The organism is Clostridium sp. AWRP (genome assembly GCF_004006395.2).
Classification (GTDB): domain Bacteria; phylum Bacillota; class Clostridia; order Clostridiales; family Clostridiaceae; genus Clostridium_B.
The window spans coordinates 1,951,491-1,974,218 of record NZ_CP029758.2 but is presented as its reverse complement, the minus strand read 5'-3'; the positions used below and the strand labels follow the sequence as shown (position 1 = coordinate 1,974,218).

The 22,728-nt window shown below is 30.2% G+C and carries 20 protein-coding genes and 1 pseudogene; 8 read left to right on the top strand and 13 right to left on the bottom strand.

What is annotated here, in order from left to right:
• Positions 1-21: 21 nt before the first annotated feature.
• Both DMR38_RS09200 and DMR38_RS09195 read left to right on the top strand, forming a co-directional pair.
• A complete protein-coding gene (locus tag DMR38_RS09200) occupies positions 22-1,623 on the top strand; it encodes a recombinase family protein (RefSeq protein ID WP_127720991.1) in 1,602 nt (533 codons plus the stop codon).
• Positions 1,624-1,668: 45 nt separating this feature from the next.
• Positions 1,669-1,953, top strand: a pseudogene (locus DMR38_RS09195) (hypothetical protein); the annotation flags it as partial.
• Positions 1,954-2,106: 153 nt separating this feature from the next.
• On the opposite strand, the gene DMR38_RS09190 reads toward DMR38_RS09195, so the two are convergent.
• Complete coding sequence (locus DMR38_RS09190) at positions 2,107-3,255, bottom strand: methyl-accepting chemotaxis protein (RefSeq protein ID WP_127720990.1); 1,149 nt, start codon at positions 3,253-3,255, stop codon at positions 2,107-2,109.
• A 367-nt stretch (positions 3,256-3,622) separates the two neighbouring features.
• Here DMR38_RS09190 and DMR38_RS09185 point away from each other — a divergent pair, with 367 nt between their 5' ends.
• The 6 genes from DMR38_RS09185 to DMR38_RS09160 all read left to right on the top strand — a co-directional run bounded on the left by DMR38_RS09185 (position 3,623) and on the right by DMR38_RS09160 (position 9,496).
• Positions 3,623-3,823 carry a helix-turn-helix transcriptional regulator gene (locus tag DMR38_RS09185; RefSeq protein WP_127720989.1) on the top strand — a complete coding sequence of 67 codons (201 nt, stop codon included), beginning with the start codon at positions 3,623-3,625 and terminating at the stop codon, positions 3,821-3,823.
• Between the two features lie 4 nt (positions 3,824-3,827).
• Positions 3,828-4,247 (top strand): hypothetical protein, encoded by a 420-nt coding sequence (locus DMR38_RS09180; protein ID WP_127720988.1) that lies wholly within the window; start codon positions 3,828-3,830, stop codon positions 4,245-4,247.
• A 230-nt stretch (positions 4,248-4,477) separates the two neighbouring features.
• A complete protein-coding gene (locus DMR38_RS09175) occupies positions 4,478-5,644 on the top strand; it encodes an iron-containing alcohol dehydrogenase (protein ID WP_127720987.1) in 1,167 nt (388 codons plus the stop codon).
• A gap of 183 nt (positions 5,645-5,827) precedes the next feature.
• Positions 5,828-7,303, top strand: a complete 1,476-nt coding sequence (locus DMR38_RS09170) for a spore germination protein (protein ID WP_127720986.1) — start codon at positions 5,828-5,830, stop codon at positions 7,301-7,303.
• Positions 7,300-8,394: a GerAB/ArcD/ProY family transporter gene (locus tag DMR38_RS09165; RefSeq protein ID WP_127720985.1), complete on the top strand. Its 1,095-nt coding sequence runs from the start codon at positions 7,300-7,302 to the stop codon at positions 8,392-8,394. The genes DMR38_RS09170 and DMR38_RS09165 overlap by 4 nt, the downstream gene beginning before the upstream one ends.
• Positions 8,372-9,496, top strand: a complete 1,125-nt coding sequence (locus DMR38_RS09160; protein WP_243124516.1) for a Ger(x)C family spore germination protein — start codon at positions 8,372-8,374, stop codon at positions 9,494-9,496. Before DMR38_RS09165 ends, DMR38_RS09160 begins: the two co-directional genes overlap by 23 nt.
• A gap of 52 nt (positions 9,497-9,548) precedes the next feature.
• Here the strand turns inward: DMR38_RS09160 and DMR38_RS09155 are convergent, their stop codons facing one another.
• The 12 genes from DMR38_RS09155 to xylA form a co-directional block, all read right to left on the bottom strand.
• Entirely contained in the window at positions 9,549-10,052 is a 504-nt protein-coding gene (locus tag DMR38_RS09155; RefSeq protein ID WP_127720983.1) for a hypothetical protein, read from the bottom strand.
• Between the two features lie 2 nt (positions 10,053-10,054).
• Positions 10,055-12,505, bottom strand: coding sequence for a glutathionylspermidine synthase family protein (locus tag DMR38_RS09150; RefSeq protein ID WP_127723982.1), 2,451 nt, complete (start codon positions 12,503-12,505; stop codon positions 10,055-10,057).
• Positions 12,506-12,576: 71 nt separating this feature from the next.
• The gene (locus DMR38_RS09145) at positions 12,577-12,951 is read right to left on the bottom strand and encodes a hypothetical protein (protein WP_127720982.1); all 375 of its coding nucleotides are present in this window, start codon (positions 12,949-12,951) and stop codon (positions 12,577-12,579) included.
• Between the two features lie 6 nt (positions 12,952-12,957).
• Complete coding sequence (locus tag DMR38_RS09140; protein ID WP_127720981.1) at positions 12,958-13,575, bottom strand: hypothetical protein; 618 nt, start codon at positions 13,573-13,575, stop codon at positions 12,958-12,960.
• Positions 13,572-13,799 carry a hypothetical protein gene (locus DMR38_RS09135; RefSeq protein ID WP_127720980.1) on the bottom strand — a complete coding sequence of 76 codons (228 nt, stop codon included), beginning with the start codon at positions 13,797-13,799 and terminating at the stop codon, positions 13,572-13,574. The genes DMR38_RS09140 and DMR38_RS09135 overlap by 4 nt, the downstream gene beginning before the upstream one ends.
• Before the next feature lie 64 nt (positions 13,800-13,863).
• Positions 13,864-14,682 (bottom strand): GDSL-type esterase/lipase family protein, encoded by an 819-nt coding sequence (locus tag DMR38_RS09130; RefSeq protein WP_127720979.1) that lies wholly within the window; start codon positions 14,680-14,682, stop codon positions 13,864-13,866.
• Between the two features lie 77 nt (positions 14,683-14,759).
• Positions 14,760-15,764, bottom strand: coding sequence for an ABC transporter permease (locus tag DMR38_RS09125; RefSeq protein WP_127720978.1), 1,005 nt, complete (start codon positions 15,762-15,764; stop codon positions 14,760-14,762).
• Between the two features lie 16 nt (positions 15,765-15,780).
• Entirely contained in the window at positions 15,781-16,695 is a 915-nt protein-coding gene (locus tag DMR38_RS09120) for an ABC transporter ATP-binding protein (protein ID WP_127720977.1), read from the bottom strand.
• Between the two features lie 210 nt (positions 16,696-16,905).
• Positions 16,906-18,084, bottom strand: a complete 1,179-nt coding sequence (locus DMR38_RS09115; RefSeq protein WP_127720976.1) for an ROK family transcriptional regulator — start codon at positions 18,082-18,084, stop codon at positions 16,906-16,908.
• A 194-nt stretch (positions 18,085-18,278) separates the two neighbouring features.
• On the bottom strand, positions 18,279-19,646 hold the full coding sequence (locus tag DMR38_RS09110; RefSeq protein ID WP_127720975.1) for a sugar porter family MFS transporter: 1,368 nt from the start codon (positions 19,644-19,646) through the stop codon (positions 18,279-18,281).
• A 77-nt stretch (positions 19,647-19,723) separates the two neighbouring features.
• Positions 19,724-21,244: a xylulokinase gene (gene xylB / locus DMR38_RS09105; RefSeq protein WP_127720974.1), complete on the bottom strand. Its 1,521-nt coding sequence runs from the start codon at positions 21,242-21,244 to the stop codon at positions 19,724-19,726.
• A 58-nt stretch (positions 21,245-21,302) separates the two neighbouring features.
• Positions 21,303-22,625 (bottom strand): xylose isomerase, encoded by a 1,323-nt coding sequence (gene xylA, locus DMR38_RS09100; protein ID WP_127720973.1) that lies wholly within the window; start codon positions 22,623-22,625, stop codon positions 21,303-21,305.
• Between the last annotated feature and the right edge of the window lie 103 nt (positions 22,626-22,728).

Here is a 22,728-nt window from a genome sequence, read left to right as displayed (position 1 = left end):
ATTCAAGGAGGTACACAGAATATGAAAATAGCAATATACTCAAGGAAATCTAAATTTACTGGCAAAGGTGATAGTATAGAGAACCAAGTACAAATGTGCCGGGAATATTGTAATAGGCTTTATGATGAAGCTATAGAATTTATAATATACGAAGATGAAGGATTTAGTGGTGGAAATACAAACAGACCTAAATTTCAAGAATTAATAAAAGATGCTTCAAGCAAAAAATTTGATGTTTTAATATGCTATAGATTAGATAGAATTTCTCGTAATGTTGCTGACTTTTCTGCTACACTAGAATTACTTCAGAAACATGACATTGCCTTTGTAAGTATAAAAGAACAATTTGACACTTCTACCCCAATGGGAAAAGCCATGGTATACATAGCAAGTGTATTTGCACAATTAGAAAGAGAAACTATTGCAGAAAGAGTTCGTGACAACATGCTAGAACTTGCAAAAAGTGGGCGCTGGTTAGGCGGCCAAACTCCACTAGGCTTTAAATCAGAAGAAATGGTTTATCTGGATCAGGACTTTAAAGAACGTAAAATGTATAAGCTAACCCCTGTCTCAGATGAAATGGAAACCATAAAATTAATATACGATAAATACTTAGAATTAAAATCTCTAAGTCAAGTCACTAAATATCTAAATCAAAACTCTATTAAGACTAAAACTGGTAAAGATATTTGGAATAAAAGTGGCGTTCAAGACATACTTGTAAATCCTGTTTACGTTAAAGCTAACAAGAATGTTATTGCTTATTTGAATGATCTAGGAATGACTGTAGTTGGAAGCCCTGATAGTAAACATGGTATTCTAACCTATAATAAAAAACGTGGTAGGACTACATATAGAGACATTGGAGAATGGGTTGCAGCTATTGCCAGACATGAAGGTATAATAAGCTCTAAAGATTGGCTGGTAGTTCAAAAACTACTTCAGGAAAACAAAGAAAAGGCTCCTAGACTTGGGAAAACCAATAATGCCCTACTTACAGGAATTCTTAAATGTGCAAAATGCGGCAGCAACATGAAAGTTATACATGGTAAAAATAAATCAGGTAAGGTATTTTATTATAAATGCACATTAAAAGACTCTAGTGGAGGCACTAGATGCAATAATGGCAATGTAAGAACTGACCAAGTAGAGAAAATTTTAAAGGAAAAATTAAAGGAATATTCCCTTAATAAAGGGCTGCTTAGAAAACAAATAGAAGAGTATAAACAAGAACTGGTTAATAGCAAGTCCTACGAATTTAAAAATATTGATAACATAAAGAAAGATATAACTAGTAAGAAAAAGCAAATTGAAAATCTAGTAAATCAAATGTCACTTAGTCCTGTTGCTGCTAAATATATTATCCCCCAAATTGAAAGTATCAATAAGGAAATAGAAACCTGTCAAAAAACATTAACCGACATTGAAACCTCTACTAATCTAATTTCACAAGCAGATCTAAACTTAGAAATGATATTTAAATGTTTAGACAAAATGCAAATAATAGATGAGTTAGACGACGAAGAAAAAAAGCTTATATTTAATGTTATGCTGGATAGAGTTTTATGGGATGGAGATACTGGAAACCTTGATATAAAGTTCTGGGGCAGTAAAAAAAAATGACTTTTCTAAAGATGTATGACCACTTGCATTTTGGTACAACGAGCAGAAGCCATATGTACAGGATCCCTTGCCGGTCATAATGCAGTAAGATGTGCACTCAATATTCCTACTCTAACACTTCCAACCAATACAGCTATTGGAGATATCATAAGCTATGCAACTTCCAAAATACACACTAAGGAAGGAAGAAAAAATAGATATACTTTTGCTGGTGCAGAATTTTTTAACAGAATGAAAGAAAAAGGTCTATATTCCATAGACAGAAAAGAAATACAAAATAGAATTAAAAACACAGGTCTTTCAAATATATTTAATAAAAAATTAGTTTAATAGCTTTAAGTAGATTTCTGAACAAAAATAAACTTATGCTGAAAATATTTTACAACCACAAATACAGTTAAATATACTTGCTTATTGTAAAATACTTCTACGTATAAGTTTATTTTTTTGTAAGCATACAAATATTTTTTCAAATATGAACTATTATAGTTTAAGTGAAATTTCATTTAATTTTTCTGACATAGAAGTAACTTCTTCTATACTAGCTGTGATTTCCTGTGCAGCCGCTGCCTGCTCTTGACTTGAAGTTAATGAATATTGACTCATCTTGCTAGAAGACTCAACCTTTTCCTTAATATTATCGGTTAACTTTGCAATTTTAGGTACTGTACTTCTTGACTGTTCTGATAATTTTCTAATTTCCTGAGCAACTACTCCAAAACCTTTTCCAGCATCTCCTGCCCTAGCTGCCTCAATTGAGGCATTTAATCCAAGCATCTTAGTTTGATCTGCTATGCCTTTTATAAGTGAAGCTACACCATTTATTTCTTGTGATAAATCTGTTATTTCATTAATACTATTATTAAGATTCTGCTCATTTTCATGTATAGTAGATGCCGATGCTGTTAATTCTTCAATAGTAGAAGTTATTTGAGCAAGATTATCTTCTAAGCTCTTGGACATTTCTTTCAAATTATTTGCTTCAACTTTAGGAATCATAAGGCCAAAAGTTCCAATTAATTCACCTGTATCATCACTAAATAAAGGATAGCAAACTGATAAAACTGGTACACCATACATTGAAGCATCATGCTCTACAGACACTGGTTTTTTAGTTTTCACAGCTTCAGCAGCTGTAGTATCTTTCTTAAAATTATCTCCAACCTTTAATTGAGACAGCTTAAAATCTTTCGACTCTTGTATGCTAATAAATTTATTTAAATCTGTAGTAAAAATTACAGCTCCATCAGAAAACATTTCAGATAATATTGGTGCAAAATCATTAAATGCCTTCATTAATGGATGCATTACTGGAAATGCACTGGAAAACACTCCTACAGTTTGTCCTTCATCATTGACTATTGGTTCCGACACAATCTTCAATCTGATTCCATATAAAGAACGAGGAACATTTTCTATAAGCATTTTATTTTCTCTCATAGCTTTACCAGTTACACTATTTGAATTCAACTTTTCACCGACTTGAAATACATTTAAATCAAATTCCTTAGACGCTTTTCTCCAAGTGTAAGTAGCTCCGTCGGTGGTTAAATATATAACACCTCCTGGTATCATGTCTGCTTGCGTTTGGCACATATCTTTTATATATTTTACTCCATTTATAGAAATCATATTACATTCTCCTTTTGAAAATTTAATATTATTATATATCATAATATTGCATTTTTATATACTTTATTCAAGATTTTGTTCAATTTGTATAAAATTTTATCTATCTTCATTCTAAATTTAACACAAAGTCACTTATATGTATTATATAGTAAAGTAAAAACAGCAATATACTCAAGGAAATCTAAATTTACTGACATTTCAAATATATTTAATAAAAAATTAGCTTAATAGCCCTAAGTAGGTTTTTAAACAAAAATTAAACTTCATAAACATATATAATTGTAAAGTTAGCTTGACACTAAATGTAAAGTATACTATACTATAATTGTAAAGTGTGCTATACATTTAGGAGGTGAATCCTCAAAATATGAAAAATAAAATCAGAGAACTTCGGAAAGAAAGAAAAATCACACAAGAAGAATTAGCAGATTTCTGCAATGTAACAAGACAGACAATAATATCACTGGAAAATGGTAAATATAATCCATCCATTTTTCTTGCCTATAATATAGCAAAGATATTTAACATGACAATTGAACAAGTATTTATTTTTGAAGAGGAGGAATAGTTTTATGAATTATGCTAAAAGAAATCTTATATACTTTATATTTCAAACTATTTTCGGTATCATTGCACTACTATTTTTTTTATTTGGAAATTTTATAGACAATCATAGTAAAGATATGCTTTCAGGAATTGGTATTGCTTTTACGATTACAGGAATTATTGGAATTATTACCATTACAAAATTGTTAAAAGATCCTAAAAAAGCAGCAAAAATTGAAATGGCACAAACAGAGGAACGTACACAATTCATAAAAACAAAAACAAAATCTTTTGTTTACACTATAATGATTTACCTTGAATCTGCAATTATTATTGTAACCGGACTTTTAGGATTTAGGACAATTTGTATTACACTTTCAGCCATTGTGCTTTTAAAAGTTATATTGAGTCTCATCTTTTCCAGCTATTATATAAAAAAATACTAATCTAAAGATATACCGTTTTACTTTATAATACGGTATATTTTTATTTTCTACTCCACATAATAAAATATACTTATCAATAGTTTAAGATTTACAAAGGTATCCGTTCTAAAATATTACAATATACTGATAAAACTGATTTTTATAACCTGGATAAGTATATTACAATCAGTTAGATAATATCTTAACAATATTTTTAAAAAATACTTTATGTACTTATAAGGAGGATAAAAATGGCAAGATTTACTTTACCAAGAGATATTTATTTTGGAGAAAATTCATTAGAAACCTTGAAAGACCTAGAAGGGAAAAAAGCTGTTATTGTCGTAGGTGGAGGATCCATGAAACGATTTGGATTCTTAGATAAAGTAGTAAACTACTTGAAAGAAGCAGGTATTGAATCAAAATTGATAGAAGGCGTTGAACCAGACCCATCTGTAGAAACTGTTATGAATGGGGCTAAGCTAATGAGAGAATATGAGCCAGATTTAATAGTATCAATAGGTGGAGGTTCACCAATTGATGCAGCAAAAGCTATGTGGATATTCTATGAATACCCTGAATTTACTTTTAAAGAAGCTGTAGTTCCTTTTGGTCTTCCTAAATTAAGACAAAAAGCAACATTTATAGCTATACCTTCTACAAGTGGTACTGCAACAGAAGTAACGGCATTTTCTGTAATAACAGACTATAAAGCTAAAATTAAATATCCTTTAGCTGACTTCAATTTAACACCAGATATAGCTATAATTGATCCAGAATTAGCTCAAACGATGCCACCTAAATTAACTGCACATACTGGAATGGATGCACTTACTCATGCTATTGAAGCATATGTTGCAGGACTTCATTCAGTCTTCTCAGATCCGCTTGCTATTCAAGCTATAGTCATGGTAAATCAATATTTAGTTAAATCTTACAATCAAGATAAAGAAGCTAGAAATCAAATGCATTTAGCTCAATGTTTAGCTGGAATGGCATTTTCAAATGCACTCCTTGGAATAACTCACAGTTTAGCACATAAAACAGGTGCAGTATTCCATATTCCTCATGGATGTGCCAATGCAATCTATCTTCCTTATGTTATAGATTTTAACAAGAAAGCTTGTGCACCAAGATATGCTGAAATAGCTAGGGGTCTTAAACTTCCAGGAAATACTGATGATGAATTAGTAGATTCATTAACCAACATGATTAAAGATATGAACAAGAGTATGGATATTCCTTTAAGCTTAAAAGATTATGGAGTAGATGAAAAAGAATTTAAAGATAGTGAAGATTTTATAGCTCATAATGCCGTATTAGATGCCTGCACTGGATCAAATCCTAGAAGTATAAATGATGCTGAAATGAAAAAGCTGTTAGAATACATCTATTATGGTAAAAAGGTTGATTTCTAATTTATTTTGTTCTATTGAAAAGCCGGAAGCTTAAAAACTTCTGGTTTTTTGTACAATTTTTTAAATAACAAAGTTGAGTATCTAATTAAATTGTTCGTAGGGATATCTTTATGAGTAGTCATAGGATAAATATTTTAAAAAAAGAGCATACTAATTATATTATTAATGCGGAGGTGAATAAATATGCAAAATAAAGAAACTAAAATTAATTCTAACATTAATAATATAAAAAGCTTAGTTGGAGATAAATTAGAGCTTGTAATAAAATACATATTTATAGGAGAGAAAAACAGTTTGACAGCAGCTGTAATCTATTTAAATGCCCAAGCAGATAAAAATATTATAGATAGGGATATACTAAATCCTCTAATGCTCCATATACATGAGGATATCTCAACTATTCAAAATGTAGATGACTATTTATGCAAAAAGTATATTGCTGCAAGTAATACAAGTATAGAAACTGATATAAATATGCTTCCAGATAGTATAAATAGCGGTAAAACTGTAATAGTACTTAATGGGATTTCAAATTTTATTGTAATAGACACTTCCGATGGAACCTACAGACAAATTTCAGAACCCATTAACGATGTGTCTTTGAGAGGTCCAAGGGAAGGCTTTGTAGAGAACCTTGAAACAAATATAAGCATACTACGAAGAAGAATAAAAGATAAAAATCTAACTTTGCACAAATTTAAACTAGGAAGACGAAGTCAAAGTAATTTTGTCATAGTATATATTGAAGATATAGTTGACAAAGACTTTTTAAGCAGTATAGAGGAGAAAATAAGTCAAATAGATAGGGATTACGTAGCCGCAAATAGTACAATTGAACAGCTTATAGAAGAACATACTTACAGTGTTTTTCCCCAAACTATAGGGTCTGAAAGACCAGATATAATAGAAGCTGCATTAATGGAAGGAAGAATAGCCTTTTTATTAGAAGGAACTCCCTACGTTACAACTTACCCAACTACATTTATAGAATTTTTTCAAACACCAGAAGATTATTATGGAAGAACAATTCAAGCATTTTTTACAAGAATAATAAGATTTGTAGCTGCTTTCATAGTAATAACTGTTCCTGCAATTTATATAACTTTTATTAAATTCAACGCTGAACTCATACCTGTTGACTTTATAGAGTCACTTGTAGAATCTAGAAAAGGAATAGCTCTAACACCTTTTATGTCGCTTTTAGATATAAGTTTAATTATAGAATTTTTAAGAGAAGGCGGCCTAAGACTTCCTGGTAAAATTGGCCAAACCCTTAGTGTAGTTGGAGGTATTATTATTGGAGATGCTGCTATTAAATCTAAAATAATAAGTTCGGCTACACTATTTGTTGCTGGTATTTCTACCGTCTCTTCCTTTGTAATATCAAATTATCAAATGTCCATTGCAATAAGACTTCTTGCCTATCCTATGCTCATACTTTCAAATTGGCTTGGTGTGCTTGGAATAATTATAGGATGGTTTTTTATATTATCCTATCTCTGTTCCCTTGAAAACTTTGGAATACCTTATTTTGAATTCAATAAAAGCGATATGAAAGATACCTTTATAAGAGCACCCATTAAAGATATGATTAAACGACCTAAAATTATACCTAATATAAACCCTATAAGGCAGCGTTTTAGGGGGAAAAATAAATGAATAAAACTCAAAATACATTTATAACATCAAGTGAATTTACATTTCTTTTACTTTCATCTTTTATTGGTATTGGAATTTTGTATTTACCTAACTCTGTCATAAAAAATGCCAGACAAGACGGATGGATAGGCTGCATAATAGGTGCAGTATATCCCCTGTATATATTAATATTAGCAAATTACACCTGTAACAAGTTCCCAGGTGATGACATATTCGGCCTTAGTAAAAAATTCCTTGGTAAAATTTTAGGTAGTATCTTGAATTTCATATTTATAACATTTTTTATATTTGTAACCTCTACTGAACTTACAGGCTTAGCTAATACATTTAAAATATATGCCACATCATTTTTGAAAGATTACCAAATATTTTTATCTGTACTAACCGTTACAGCTTATACAGCTTATACAGGTATAAAACCCTTAGGTAGATTATGTGAGATAACCTTTTATTTGGCCTTAATATTACTTTTGCTGCCCGTTACAACTTTAAAATACGGAACTTATTTAAACTTGATGCCTGTATTCGCTTCAGGTTTTAAAAATATATTAATATCTTCAAAAGAAACAACTTTTTTTTATTGTGGTGCTGAAATTGCTTTTTTTATTTACCCCTTCCTTCAAGATAAAAGCAAATTACTAAAATATGGATTTACAAGTACTATAATTACTATGTCTGTTTACACGTGGTTTACTCTTTTAACTATATATTATCTGGGTATTGAAATTTCACCTAAGTTCTTATGGCCAATATTATCATTAGCTGATAGTATAAATATACCTATTATCAATAGTTTTAGATATATATTTGTATCATTGTGGGCATTGGTAGTATTGAGATGTATATCTATTTATTATTTTTCATCTTGCTATGGCATGAATAGACTTATAAATAAAATCTCCCCCCAAATATTTGTCTTAATTTTATACCCTATAATTCTATTTTTATCAAGCTTATACGGAAATGCTACTAAAAGAAGACATTATACAGACATCATAATGTCATTTTATTTGATATACAACTTAATTTATATTTCACTAATAGTAATTTTAATAACTTTTAAAAAAGGTGGTAGTTTTGAAAAAAAATAAATTTTTTATACTAATCTTAATCATATTAATTTTTATAATATCCTTTATGGGTGCAAAAGGAGAAGTTGTTGAAAACCTACAAATACCTGTGGGAGTTGGATGCGATATAGAAAAAACTTCTTCAAATACTACTTATATTATACCAGTTCTTATACACTCATTTGAATCTGGCAATAAAGTAGTAAACAATATACTTACTGGAGAAGGCTCAACTATAGGGAAAACCAGAGAAAATAGGCATTTAAAATCGAGTAAAAAATTTTTATTAGGTATTAATAGAATATATATTTTCAGCGAAGAAGCTTCTAGAAATGGAATAAAAAATTTTATAGATATAATTCTTAGCAATCCAAATACAAATGACAGGGCATTTTCTGCAGTATGTAAAGGGAAAGTTGAAGATATATTTAAATATAAGGTAAAAGGTTATGCTAGTTCTGCTGAATATATTTATGAAATGGTAAAGAATTTAAATCAATTTAATTTTTTTCCTTCACAGTATACCATAATGGATATTATAGTAAGGGTAGATGCAGAAGGTAGAAATACACTGCTTCCTTATGTAGAAATTACAGATGATAAAAATAATGGTCTTAAAACTACAGGTGTTGCCATATTTAACAAAGATAAAATGGTTGCAAGAACAGATATGAAAGAAGCTAAAGTCATAAATCTTCTAAAAGAAAGTAATGTAAAAGGTATTTTAACATTACAGCAAGATTCAAACAAGTATATAGATTTTTACGCAGCATCTAAAAGAAAAATCAAATGCTACAAGGAAAATGGCAATTACAAATTTATAATAAATTTAGATTTAAAAGGTGATATAATAAGTAATGAATTATATAAAAATATGTATAAAAGCCCAAAAGATATAAAAGAATTTGAACAAAATGCTGAAAAATTAGTAGTAGAAATGTGCAACAGAACCATAAACCAAATAAAAAATAAATATAAAGTTGATGTTTTGGGCCTTGGAAAGTTTGCTGCTGCTAAATACGGAAGGGAAACAGGCACAGATTGGAATGAAGTAATAAGCAAGTCTGATATTCAGGTTAACGCAAAGGTTAAAGTGGATACCCAGGGAAGAGGAGAATATTAGGCTTTACATTTTATGTTGAATATTTAAAAAGGAGGTACATTTCTACTCCTTTTTAATCATCAAAGTCCTTTATATCACTTTTATTAATCAAAATTTCATATTCATACTTTGTATCAACTTTACCACTCCAGTTTTTATATGAAGCCGCAAAAACAGAAACTGTATCATTTTTTCCTAGGTTATTCTTAAAGGTATCCATGGATTTTTTTGAAATTGATTTATTTGCAATTTTTAATATTGATTCTTTTTCTCCTTCAGTATAACTTTCTACCATAGTTACACCTTCTGTAACATCTATATTATTAGATAAGGTTTTAGATCCATCTATAGGTTCTACTTGAAATACATACTCCATCTTGTCATCATCATTATTTCCTTTACCTAAATAAAACCCATCAATTTTATGTAACTGATAAGTTCCAACATAAGATTTACTTACAAGTTTTTCATACTTTTTCACATATACAGTAACTAAATAAATTAGCAGTACAACAACCATGCCAATTATAACTATTTTTTTATTTTTATATTTTCTATTAATATTTTCTCTATTCATCCTTATACCACCCTATCAATATATACAGGCATATATATGCAGTTTTCTCTAGTAATTAAATCTCCTAACCTGCAGTACATTCCAATAAATTCACTTTTACTATAAAAACATCCAAGTATAGGAAATAAATTTTTTCTTTCTTCACCAAATGTTGACCTACATATATAGTTTAAAGTTTTTATATTAATTCTCTCTTGAAAAATATAGTTATCCAGATTGTTTATATCCTGGCAAGATAGCTGTCCCCTAGTATATATCCCCTCTCCTTCCCTCTCTAATATGGGTTTGCAAATATAATCTATGGTTTTCATAGATTTATTACTAAAATCAGTATAGGGGATATATTTCAGTATTATACTTTTTTCATGCTGTGTAAAAAAATTTGTTTCAAGCATTTCATATAGCACAGCAAAAATAGACTTACTTTGCCCTATCATAGTTACCGGTTGATTTATACAATTTTCATTATTTATCCAGCTTCCAACATCCTGCATATTGAATTTTTCAAACCAATTTAGTGGGAAATATCTATAAATCATATCAATTTTATCATCAAAATAATATAACCTACCATTTTCAACTCTTAGATTATACACATTACCTCTTATCACTTTAATTCCATACTTGTCGCCTATTTTTTTTATTATGTTATATACAATATCTATATTATAGTAATCTTCATAATAACATGTACTAAATATTCCTATAGTTTTTGGGAAATACTTTATTATATATTTTTCAATATTTTCACTTAAAATGTTTTTAAAATTCTTATTTGGATTTTGTACATTACGTTTATATCTATTTACAAGATAGTCATTTACAATAGTACTTTCATATAGTCCAGCAGGAGTTTCATTATTTAGCTCCATAAGTTTCAAATTGTTATCCGTATCCAGAGCCCAATCCATTCTTCCTAAAATACTCAAGTACTTAAACTCTTTTGATGAATAAATACTTTCACTTACATTTGATGTTCCTAAAATTTCATCAAACCATCCCTTATTTTCATATACAAATTCAGAAACCTTCCTAAATATGTTCAAGACTTCACAGGAAGCATTTTTTAACTCTTCAAATTTATCACTACTTAAGATGACTTCATCTAAAGATATGTACTCCCTGGCATTATTATAGGCACCGGTAAATCCTAACTTTACGAGATCTAAATTTACTTTTTTAAACTCACTACATCTATCTTTTATCTTTTTATTATATTTTATGTTGATTTTAGAATTTCTTATTCCTATTGGAGTTATAAATGTAGTTTCATTATTTGTAAGATAGTCATAGTTCCATCTGGAACATATTCCCCCTATTTCATTGCATGTAAAATAAACTCCTAAATTGCAAAAGGCATCAACAGTATGAGGATATCCCCCTCTTAATTCAACTATATTGTCCTTTCTTATCTCTTTAAACTCTTGAAGAACATAATAATTCTTATACTCTTTAATGTCATCTAAAATACTTTTCCATTCTTCTTTTGAATATAGCTTTCCTATAAATACATCTTCGCTATAACGTCCAAGTATAGGCTTTATTACATATTTATCCTTATTATATCTAGCCTCATCAAAATTCGTGTCGCTTAATAACTCTGTATATGGGATACATTCTTTTACAACACTTGCGGTGTCTTTATCTAGTCTATTTTCTTTCAATAATTTATGAAAATAGGCAAATATACTCTTACCTTGAAGAATTATTACTCTAGGATCATTTAATATAAGCACCTTATTTTTTTCATATAAATTTAAAAGAAGTTTAATGTCATTAACCTCATATAAATTTTCACATGGAAATTGTCTCAAAATAACATCTATGTGTCTATTAAAACAATATACTTCTTCATTTTTAATGTATATATTATTACTTCCTCCAAAAATTACATTTATCCTATCATCTTCAAGCCATTTTCTATAGAGCATTGATAAGTGGACTTCTTCATAATGACATGGATCCGCCAGCACTAATACATTAATTTTTTTACTGCCATAATACTTTTGAATTATTGAATCAAATTTTTCTCTGAAATTTTCAGCAAAGCCTCTATTTACATTGTTATTGCAATTAAAGTATTCACCTATTGCAAGCTCCCTTTGGGCACAGGGCTTGTCATAGTTGCCTTCACTAAAAAATATTTTGCCATCATACTGAAGAAAGCAATCATATCTCGTCCAAAAAATATCTGGAATTTCTCTATTTAAATTCATTATTTCATCTTTAAGAGGGAAATCAGAAAGCATGCTCTCATAATCGCTATATTTAGTATTGAAGTTATTTAACACATCTAAGGACAGCCTATCAATTACATTAGTGTAATTCTTTATTTTATTGTATTCAATTTCTGTTAAATAAAAAGGATATGGAGAATAGACATCTCCTTTTCGTCTGCAGTGTATTGAATAATATTCAAAAAGTAATTCATCTACCACATTGTTATATTTCATCCTACCAAACTCCTTATTATAAGTACCATACTTACTGCCTTTCTTAGCCAATTTTTACTACAGTATATAATCTATCCAGCAACACTACCAGCATGTACACCACTATACCCAGAAGTACTTATATGATCTGAAGAAGATGTAACTCCTCCATTGCTAGCCTTAATGCTGCTTAAATTAGAACTTGTATATGGACTTACCACTCCACTGGTAGAATTTGTCCAACTATGCCACCCATAAAAATCCACATTGGATTTAGTTCCATTTGATACCTTATATCCTTTAAAAAAACTATTAGGATAGTATACAAAAGGCGAAGTACAACCAGACTGCTGCTGTGCTGCATTCTCCTGATCCTGCTCAGTTATATAATTTTGATTGTATGTATATATTGAGCTTCCAACCAAGGCTGATATAATTAATCCTAATGCTGCTTTTTTCTTATTCATCTAACTTCAATTCCTCTTTTCCTTTAACTTACTCACATTAACTCCAATATTGTTAGCTTTTAAGTAATCCAAATACTCCTTTGCGTCTTCTTTTATATTTTCATCACATACATATAGCACACTATGGATTTTCAAAAAATTCAACATTTCAACTTCCGGCAAATCCTCTTCTGCTATCTCATATTGATTATTATATTGATTTACACTATTTATTTCAACGTCCACATATCGATTACTATCAAGTATAATCATGTACTTATCATAATTTTTTAAACATATGTTTGAAAATAAAGCAAGCTTTCTTAATATAGGCTTACTTTTAACCACTCCAAAATCGTGGCACACCATATTAAAATCTGGTACTATAGTATATTTATCTCTATACTTATATCCGTATTCAATTCCCCTTCCTCCTGGTATATCCAGTATAATTAAACCTTCCCCATTTCCAACAGATTTAATTTTAGTCATATCTGACTGTAAATCATTTTCCATATCTACATTCTCTAAATTTACAACAGATGTAAAAACAAGTGACTTTATAAAGCAGGACATCACCCCTGCATTCAAATAAAAATTTTTATATATGTTGTAATAGCACTCCTTAATAGCTTCATCTATCAATATTCAAGGCTCCCTTCCTTTTCAACTACAACAGAAAAACACTTTTTCAAGTTTATACAATGAGAAAGTCCTCTTTCGTCTTCTATTTCTATAAAATCATCTGTTACTCCCATAACAGTTACATCCTTTAATGACGTATCTTCCTGTTCATTATTATAAGATTCTATACTAGCATAGATATATATATTAACCTTAGCTCCCAAATATTTTTGTAACCCAACCATTTATACATCCTCCTATTTTATAACTTAATGATACAATTATATTATTATTTTCCTATAATGTTAACTACTTTTTATAATTTTTCAATGCCTCAAACATTCTTTTTGAAATGGCCTCATAGCCTATAGAATTTGGGTGAAAATTATCTGCAGCAAAGTAATTTCCTGAATTATATTTAAAAAGGTCATATGTAGGAATATATATAGCATTGTCATCTGACGATACAAGTTGTTCTGTTTTATAGTTCCACTCATTTAAAAGTCCCAATTTATCTTCAGTTAACTCGCTTCCAAAAGGATTATATAATCCAATAAACACAATTATACTATTTTGATTTCTACTTCTTATTAATTTAAAAACATCTGATAGATTTTTCATGTACTTATTTTCAACTGTCTTCAAACTATCTGTCTGAACGACAGAGGAAACTGTACTTAAATTTTTAAAATTTTTTATTTCATTTCCACCAATAGAAATAAAAATCATATTTGAATCCTGTATATACTGTAGGGTCTGCTTACTTTTTACTATATTTAAAAGTCCAGAAGATACATCACCATTAACAGCAATGTTGGTAACGTCTATGGGTTTTTTAGCTTTATTTTTCCAAAGTTTAGAAAAATCATTTGCAAATCCACTATTAGTTTCATCCCCGGTTCCTCTTGCTAGTGAATCACCCATAACTAAAATATTATAGGAATTACTGTTTAATTTTCTTATTTTAGTATCCACAGCTTTATTCTCACTTCCCTTATTTGTAACTTTACTACTGGTACTGCCAGATGCATTAGTAATACTAATAGAATATGCAAATCCTGCTGCAAATACTATTGTAAATATAAATGCAGCAATAAATAAAATTTTAAATTTTACTTTTTTGTGCATTACACTTCCCCCTATCTCATAAGGTATTTTCAAAGAAATAACCATTTAGTATGCTAGCCTATTTTTTATCATACTGCTTAAACCAATACATCTTGTTTTTGAAATACGCTGAAACTTATAACTAAAGCTGCAATCGACCATAAACACAGCACTGATGCAGAAAAAGAAAGGCTCATTCCAGAAACAGGTTGATAAGATGCCGTTAAATATTGTGTTAAATCCAAATTTACAGCAAAGAAATATTTAATCATAGGCCAATCCTGCAAAAACATCTGGAGGAATCCACCTCCTATTAAAGTTGCCAGCATTATACCCACAGATGTGACAGTATTTCTCACTATTACAGAAGCCATAAAAGATAAAGTTGCAATATTTACAGAAACAAACCATCCAAGTGAATATACTAAGATAGCATACTGCCACTGGTAAATTCTTAATACATTTGAGGAATCCAGCTTATCTCCTATAACTTTAAATCCCGTTGCCATAGGTTCATTCCATCCACCACTGTGAAATGCAAAGCTTGATATTATTACACACATAAGTGCTGACTCTAAAATTACTATACAGGATAAAATTAAAACCCCAATGTACTTACTAAATAGTATCTTCCACCTTGGAACAGCCCTAGTTAACAATACCTTTATTGTTTTGGAGGAGAATTCTCCAGAAACAGCATCTCCTGCTAATATAATTATAAGCAGCGGTAAAAACAAATAGATTGCCTCATCCATAAAATCAATAGTAAATTTTGCACTAGTTGGAGTTATTGGGTTTATGTTATGATTTATGTAATATTGTAACTGTTCAATCTGAATGTTTATGGAATTTTTTCTGTCCTCTTTTATATATTGGCTGTTCATAGTATTTTTCAAATATAATATCTGCTGATTTACCATTGACTTCCAATTATGATTTTGAGTTTGTCCCGGTGTACCTGAAAATCTCATTATCGTATGTTTATATGATGCATTTTCGCCATAACAAAAAAGAGATACGAGTACAAGTAAAATTATAGAAATAAGAACTAGTTTCTTTTTTGAAAGCATCTTAAGTACTTCATTTTCAATCAATCTTATCAAATTTTATGCCCCCCAATTAAACAATTTGATTTCCCTCTGTCAGGTTCAAAAACAAATCCTCTAGTGTCTTGTTTTTGTTGTCAACATACTTTATCATAAGTCCTCGTTCTACAAAGCAGGAATTTATCTCTTGAAGCTTTTCCAGGGAAACATTTGCTTCAAGTCTTTCTTCAACTATGTTTCCTTTAACCTTCCAAATTTCTTCTAAAATTTTTCTTCCTTTTTCATTGTCACTTAAAACCCAGAATACCCCCTGATTATTTAATAATTTATCTACATCTGCACTTTTTAAAACTGTTTCTCCATTTTTAATTATAGTCACTTTATCACACATAAGTTCTATTTCAGAAATAATATGACTTGATACAAGTACTGAAATATTTTTTTTACTCGCCAGCTGCTTTACTAAGTTTCTAAGTTCACTTATTCCAGATGGATCAAGTCCATTAGTTGGTTCATCTAAAATAAGAAGCTTTGGATTATGCATTAAAGCCTGTGCAATTCCAAGTCTTTGTTTCATTCCAAGAGAATATGTACTTACTTTGTCCCTAATTCTATTTTTTAAGCCTACCAAATCTACTACATTTATTATATTCTTTTCTGTAACATCTCTACTCATGGATGCCAGCATCTTTAAATTATCTATTCCACTCATATAGTTATATAAATCAGGTCCTTCTATGATACAACCCACATTTGACATAGCCTTTACATAATTTTTAGTTATAGAGTATCCACATATATCAATTTTTCCGGAAGTAGGCTTTGAAAGTCCTACAATCATACGAAGTGTCGTTGATTTTCCTGCTCCATTAGGTCCTAAAAAACCCATTACTTCTCCCTGCTTCATTGAAAAACTTATTCCTTTAATTATCTGTCTGCCCTTTATTGTTTTTGTAACATTGTCCAGTAACAATATTTCATCTCTCATCTTTATACCTTCTTTTTAGGAGTTATATGATATATACTTTACTATTAGTAAATTTATAGTCTGTTTAACTCTTCTATTTTCTTCCATAAAATATTTATTTTTATGAAAATTATATCATCTTATGTGCTTTACATAAATACTTAATAATTCTTAAACAAACTTAATAATAAAAAAAGAAACACAAATTATAAAACGTGTCTCTTTAATATATCATAATACATTGTCATTTAGAAAAAATATATTTTCCATAGGCAAAAGTGCTGCCCCATATACAGCTGCATTTTCCCCAAGATTTGAAAACATCACATTACACTGACTTTCATCATAAAAGCTGTTATCCATAAATATTTTTTTAATTAGTTTTTTTTCTATGAAATCCTTATAGGGAAATATCTCACCACCTATAAGGATATTTTTAGGATCTAAAGTCAATATTATATTTTTAATGCCTTCAGCTAAAAAATCAATATATGTATCCAGCACTGCTTTTGCTTTTAAATCACTTTCGGATCTCTTTAAAAAGTCATCCAAGTTTCCATTTACATCATCAAATGCTTCCCTGTATGCACCAAGTAGTGCCTTTTTAGAAGCATATAACTCCCAACACCCTTTTCTTCCACAATTGCACCTTTTGCCATCTTTTACGATAGCCATATGTCCAAATTCACCTGCACGTTTATTAAATCCCTTATATACATTGTTTGCTATAACTACACCTGTTCCAATACCTTCTGTAATGGATATAAAAACAAGACTATTTTTTGCATCATCAAAATTAATAAACGTCTCTGCGTAAGCTGACGCATTTGCCTCATTTTCTATAAAAATAGGAAATTTGAAATACCTCTCAAATTTTTTAAAAGATACATTTTTAAATCCCAAATTAGGTACATTTTTTAATAAGAGCTCTTTTTCATTTACCGTACCAGGTAAGGAAAATCCTATTCCCAATATTTTATCCGGTGAAATATTAAAATTATTCACCAAATATTCAATAGCCTCTGCCGTTTTACAAATCACATCAGTAAAATCATATAATTTTTCCGGCATACTAAAGTCTATTTCATGTATTATTTTAAAATTCAAATTTGTAAGTATAATTTTTACCTTATCTTTTGTAATCCACACTCCAAAGGAATATCTGCTGTCCGGCAGGAATTTAAGAATCGTAGGTTTCCTGCCACCAGTTGACTTTGCAACTCCGGCTTCCTCCAAAAAACCCTGTTCTATAAGTTCATTGCTATTGCTTATAACTGTTGGAATGCTTATATTAAGCCTTTGGGATATTTCCTGCTTCGTAAGTTTATTATTTCTATATAACAAGTTCAATATTTTTTTCTGATTTAGTATTCTTATTGTTTCTTGATCCACTGATTTTAATCTACTCATCTTAGTACCACCAATCAAATTTGAAATTATAGCTATAATAATCTAATTATATCATTAATGTATATCATTTTTAAATAAACGTTATAAACAACAAGCATAAATTTGTGATTTTTTCCCTATATAAAATGGGTGTTGATGATTTTTCCACATCAACACCTAAAATTATAGTTAATAACCATATTAAATTAATCTTTTTAACTAACTTTCTTTCCTTGTTCACCAGCACGTACTCTAAGAGTAGTTTCAATTTCTTCAAGTGATCGATTACGTGTCTCAAACACTTTGTAATGAACAAACCAAATTGCTGCAAAACAAACTACTCCATAACCTATGAACAAATTACCAGTGCCAAAGAAACTTAATAATGTTGGAAATGTTAATGATACTACCGCATTAGAAGCCCAGTTAACTACACTTCCAAATGAATTACCTAAACCACGAATATTTAATGGGAATACTTCACCAATCATAACCCACATTACAGGTCCCCAGGTAGCTGAGAAGAAAGCAATGTAAACGGTTAATGCAATAACACAAATAATCGAACCAATAAATGAGCCATTAGACAATTTCATTGAGAAACTCATAATCAATAAAGAGACACCCATTCCAAGTCCACCGTAAATCAACATCTTTTTACGATCAATTTTATCCATAATGGCAACGGCTACAGCAGTAACGATAACATTAAAAATTCCAATTCCAATGTGAGCAAGTAAAGCTGCTTGAACACCAAAACCAACAGCAGTAAAAATAGTTGGTGCATAATAGAGAACTGTATTACAACCCATAACTTGTTGAAAAATAGCTAAACCAACAGCAATAACCAATGCTGGATGAACAAATTTACCAAATAACTCACTAAGTCCACCACTTTTAATTTCAGCTTGTTTCTTAATCTCAACAAGTTCATCATCAACAGCTTTTTGATTATGCTCATTCATTTGATCCAAAACTTCTTTAGCTTCATCAAGCTTTCCATCTTTAACTAAGTAACGAGGGCTTTCTGGTAATACAAGAGCACCTAAGAAAAGTATTGCAGATGGAATAGCAGCAAAACCAAGCATCCAACGCCAACCAGTATATAAACCTGAGAAACTGTAATTAGTAATATAAGCTAATAAGATTCCACTCATAACCATTAATTGAAATAAACTTGACATCGATCCACGTTTTTCAGCAGGTGATAATTCTGCTAAGTATGTTGGAATTAATGCTGATGCAGAGCCAACTGCCATACCAAGAATAATACGTGAGATAATAAGTGAACTAAATCCTGTTGAAAATGCTGATCCAATTGCTCCAATAAAGAAAATAACTGCTGATAACAAAATTAACTTTCTACGTCCATACCTATCTGACATTGGTCCAATAATTGCAGCTCCAAGAACGGCTCCTACTAATACAGCACTAACAACCCATCCTTGCTGCCATGAATCAAGACTCATTTGCTTTTGGATAAATAAGATTGCTCCTGAAATAACTCCAGTATCATAACCAAATAAAAGACCGCCAAGTGCACCAAAAATGTATACCATTGCACTATTAATTTTTACATTCATTAAGCACATCTCCTCTTTTAATTTATATAGTCAAAAATTTCTTTCATAATCCTCATAATAATAATAATAAGATCTCCTTATATGGATAAACTATCTATTTCTTTAAACTTATCTTTTAGACAACTATATAAAGATGAATAAACTTTATATAGTTTATCATACTTTTCAACATTTTCCCTTATAGGCTGTATTTTATCCGTTGTCTTTATCAAAGCTTTACATGCTTCATCTACTGAATTAAAAAGTTTGCATCCAACTGCTGCAAGTATTGCTGCACCATAAGCTGGACCTTCCTTTGAATTTATAATGCTTACATTCAAGTTGAATACATCTGCAATTATCTGCCTCCAAAGCTTACTCCTAGAACCTCCACCACTTATTCTTACTTCCTTCATATCAACATTTAAGTTTTTAAGTATTTCAAGTGAATCTCTAAGAGCAAAAGATACTCCTTCCAAAATGGATCTCGTCATATCTCCTCTTTTATGTGTAACATTTAATCCAACAAAACTTCCCTTTGCACAAGGATCGTTATAAGGTGTTCTCTCTCCTATTAAATAAGGTGAAAAAAATAACTTATTACTTCCTACAGGAGAACTTTCTGCTTCTGAAAGCAATTTTTCAAATACATCTCCACCTATATCTGAATTAACATTATCAACCCACCATTTAAGGCTTGATGCTGCAGATAGTATTACCCCCATTTGATGCCACTTGCCATTGGCGTGGCAAAATGAATGAAGCCTATTTTCCTTATCTACATAAAACTTTTCACTTGATGCAAATACGACACCAGATGTTCCAAGTGCTACAGATAATACTCCAGAATCAACTGTTCCAGTACCTATAGCTCCAGCTGCCTGGTCACCTGCCCCAGCTATTACTTTTGTAGATGTTGAAAGTCCAGTTTCACTTGATACTTCTTCTGAGACATTACCTACAACTTCATAGGATTCATAAACTTGAGGTAAAACATCTTCTTTTATCTCAAGTAAATCTAATACTTCATTAGACCATTTTCTATTTTTCACATCAAACATTACTGTTCCAGAAGCATCAGACACATCAGATGCAAATTTCCCGGTAAGTTTAAAACTTATATAATCTTTAGGAAGCATCATATGTGCTATTTTAGCATATATATCCGGTTTATTTTCTTTAACCCAAAGTACTTTTGGAAGTGTAAAACCAGTTAAAGCCATGTTACCAGTATACTTTGAGAGTTTATCTTGTCCAAATTCTTTATTTAAGTAATCACACTGTTTTTGTGTCCTTTGATCACACCACAATATAGCAGGCATTAAAACCTTATTTTTATTGTCAAGAATTACAAGTCCATGCATTTGCCCACTAAAACTTATGCCTCTAATAGTTTCCGATTTTATATTATGATTATTTATAAGTTCTCTAATTCCATCTTTAGTACTATTCCACCAATCATCAGGATTTTGTTCTGCCCATCCGACCTGAGGATAACTTATACCATAGTCTTTAGATACACTAGTTAAAAGTTCACCTTTTTCATTCATTATGATAAGCTTTACAGAAGAAGTTCCTAAATCAATTCCTAAAAAATTCACAGTAATCTCTTCTTTCATGAAATTATTGATATTTCAGTAGAGGCAGTTTAAAACCACCCCCTACATGTTTTAAATTCTATTTATCTTCAAGTATATATTGATTTACTACTGATTCTAAATATTCTTGTCTTCCTGATTTATTATTCATAACATTATTACTCAAAGCATATTTTTCTAATTCGTCAAATCCTACTTTGCCATCTACTATGTCTTTACCTATTCCTGTAGAAAAGCTTGAATATCTTTCTTTAATAAAGTTTTCAATAGGAGCATCTTGTAATAATTTATATGCAACTCTAAGTCCTTTAGCGAAACTATCCATTCCTGCTATATATGCTAAGAATAAATCTTCTGGTTCAAAAGATGCTCTTCTTACCTTTGCATCAAAGTTCAATCCTCCCGGTGCTATACCGCCATTTTTAAGTACTTCGTACATTGATAATGTTGTATCGTATACATTTGTAGGAAATTGATCTGTATCCCATCCAAGATGTGGATCTCCCTGGTTTGCATCTAAGCTTCCAAGTGCATTATTATTTCTTGCTAAGCATATTTCATGCTGGAAAGTATGCCCTGCTAAAGTAGCATGATTTGCTTCAATATTTATCTTGAAGTAATCTTCTAACTTGTACTTTCTTAAAAATCCTAAAACAGTTGCTACATCAAAATCATACTGATGTTTTGTAGGCTCCTTTGGTTTTGGTTCTATAAGAAATTGTCCTTTAAATCCTATTTTCTTTGCATAATCTACTGCCATCTGTAGTATTCTAGCAAAGTTGTCCATTTCAAATCCCATGTCAGTATTTAGAAGTGTTTCATATCCTTCTCTTCCACCCCAAAATACATAGTTTTCTCCACCTAATTCATTTGTAACTTGTATTGCTTTTTTTAGCTGTGCTGCTGAATAAGCATAAACATTTGCATTACATGTAGTTCCAGCACCGTGTACAAATCTTGGGTTATTAAATAAGTTAGCCGTACCCCATAATAACTTTTTGTTGTTCTTTTTCATCAAATCCTTACACATTGCTACTATTTCATCTAAATTTTTATTTGTTTCTGCAAGGTCTTTTCCTTCAGGTGCTATATCTCTATCGTGGAAGCAAAAATAATCTATGTCTAGCTTGTTCATAAATTCAAACGCTGCTTCCATTCTTGCTTTAGCAAGTTCCATTTTATCGTTTACATTGTCCCATGGTCTAACCATTGTTCCTGACCCAAACTGATCAGTTCCATTAGCAGTTAATGTATGCCAGTAAGACATTGAAAATCTTAAATGATCTCTCATCTTTTTTCCGCCAATTACTTCATCAGGATTATAATATTTAAATGAGTAAGGATTTTTCGAATCCGGTCCTTCATAATTTATTTTAGATACATTAGTAAAATACTCTTTCATCACAATCACTCCCTATTTTGTTGTTAAATTTAGTATAACATCCTATTAAATCTTTTTCAAGTCCCTTTATAAAGTTATTTTAAAAACGTAATTCTCTTATGCT

Coding starts and splice junctions, on each gene's coding strand:
- DMR38_RS09200 (WP_127720991.1), top strand. CDS start 22: ATGAAAATAGCAATATACTCAAGGAAATCTAAATTTACTGGCAAAGGT.
- DMR38_RS09190 (WP_127720990.1), bottom strand. CDS start 3,255: ATGATTTCTATAAATGGAGTAAAATATATAAAAGATATGTGCCAAACG.
- DMR38_RS09185 (WP_127720989.1), top strand. CDS start 3,623: ATGAAAAATAAAATCAGAGAACTTCGGAAAGAAAGAAAAATCACACAA.
- DMR38_RS09180 (WP_127720988.1), top strand. CDS start 3,828: ATGAATTATGCTAAAAGAAATCTTATATACTTTATATTTCAAACTATT.
- DMR38_RS09175 (WP_127720987.1), top strand. CDS start 4,478: ATGGCAAGATTTACTTTACCAAGAGATATTTATTTTGGAGAAAATTCA.
- DMR38_RS09170 (WP_127720986.1), top strand. CDS start 5,828: ATGCAAAATAAAGAAACTAAAATTAATTCTAACATTAATAATATAAAA.
- DMR38_RS09165 (WP_127720985.1), top strand. CDS start 7,300: ATGAATAAAACTCAAAATACATTTATAACATCAAGTGAATTTACATTT.
- DMR38_RS09155 (WP_127720983.1), bottom strand. CDS start 10,052: ATGAATAGAGAAAATATTAATAGAAAATATAAAAATAAAAAAATAGTT.
- DMR38_RS09150 (WP_127723982.1), bottom strand. CDS start 12,505: ATGAAATATAACAATGTGGTAGATGAATTACTTTTTGAATATTATTCA.
- DMR38_RS09145 (WP_127720982.1), bottom strand. CDS start 12,951: ATGAATAAGAAAAAAGCAGCATTAGGATTAATTATATCAGCCTTGGTT.
- DMR38_RS09135 (WP_127720980.1), bottom strand. CDS start 13,799: ATGGTTGGGTTACAAAAATATTTGGGAGCTAAGGTTAATATATATATC.
- DMR38_RS09130 (WP_127720979.1), bottom strand. CDS start 14,682: ATGCACAAAAAAGTAAAATTTAAAATTTTATTTATTGCTGCATTTATA.
- DMR38_RS09120 (WP_127720977.1), bottom strand. CDS start 16,695: ATGAGAGATGAAATATTGTTACTGGACAATGTTACAAAAACAATAAAG.
- DMR38_RS09115 (WP_127720976.1), bottom strand. CDS start 18,084: ATGAGTAGATTAAAATCAGTGGATCAAGAAACAATAAGAATACTAAAT.
- DMR38_RS09110 (WP_127720975.1), bottom strand. CDS start 19,646: ATGAATGTAAAAATTAATAGTGCAATGGTATACATTTTTGGTGCACTT.
- xylB (WP_127720974.1), bottom strand. CDS start 21,244: ATGAAAGAAGAGATTACTGTGAATTTTTTAGGAATTGATTTAGGAACT.
- xylA (WP_127720973.1), bottom strand. CDS start 22,625: ATGAAAGAGTATTTTACTAATGTATCTAAAATAAATTATGAAGGACCG.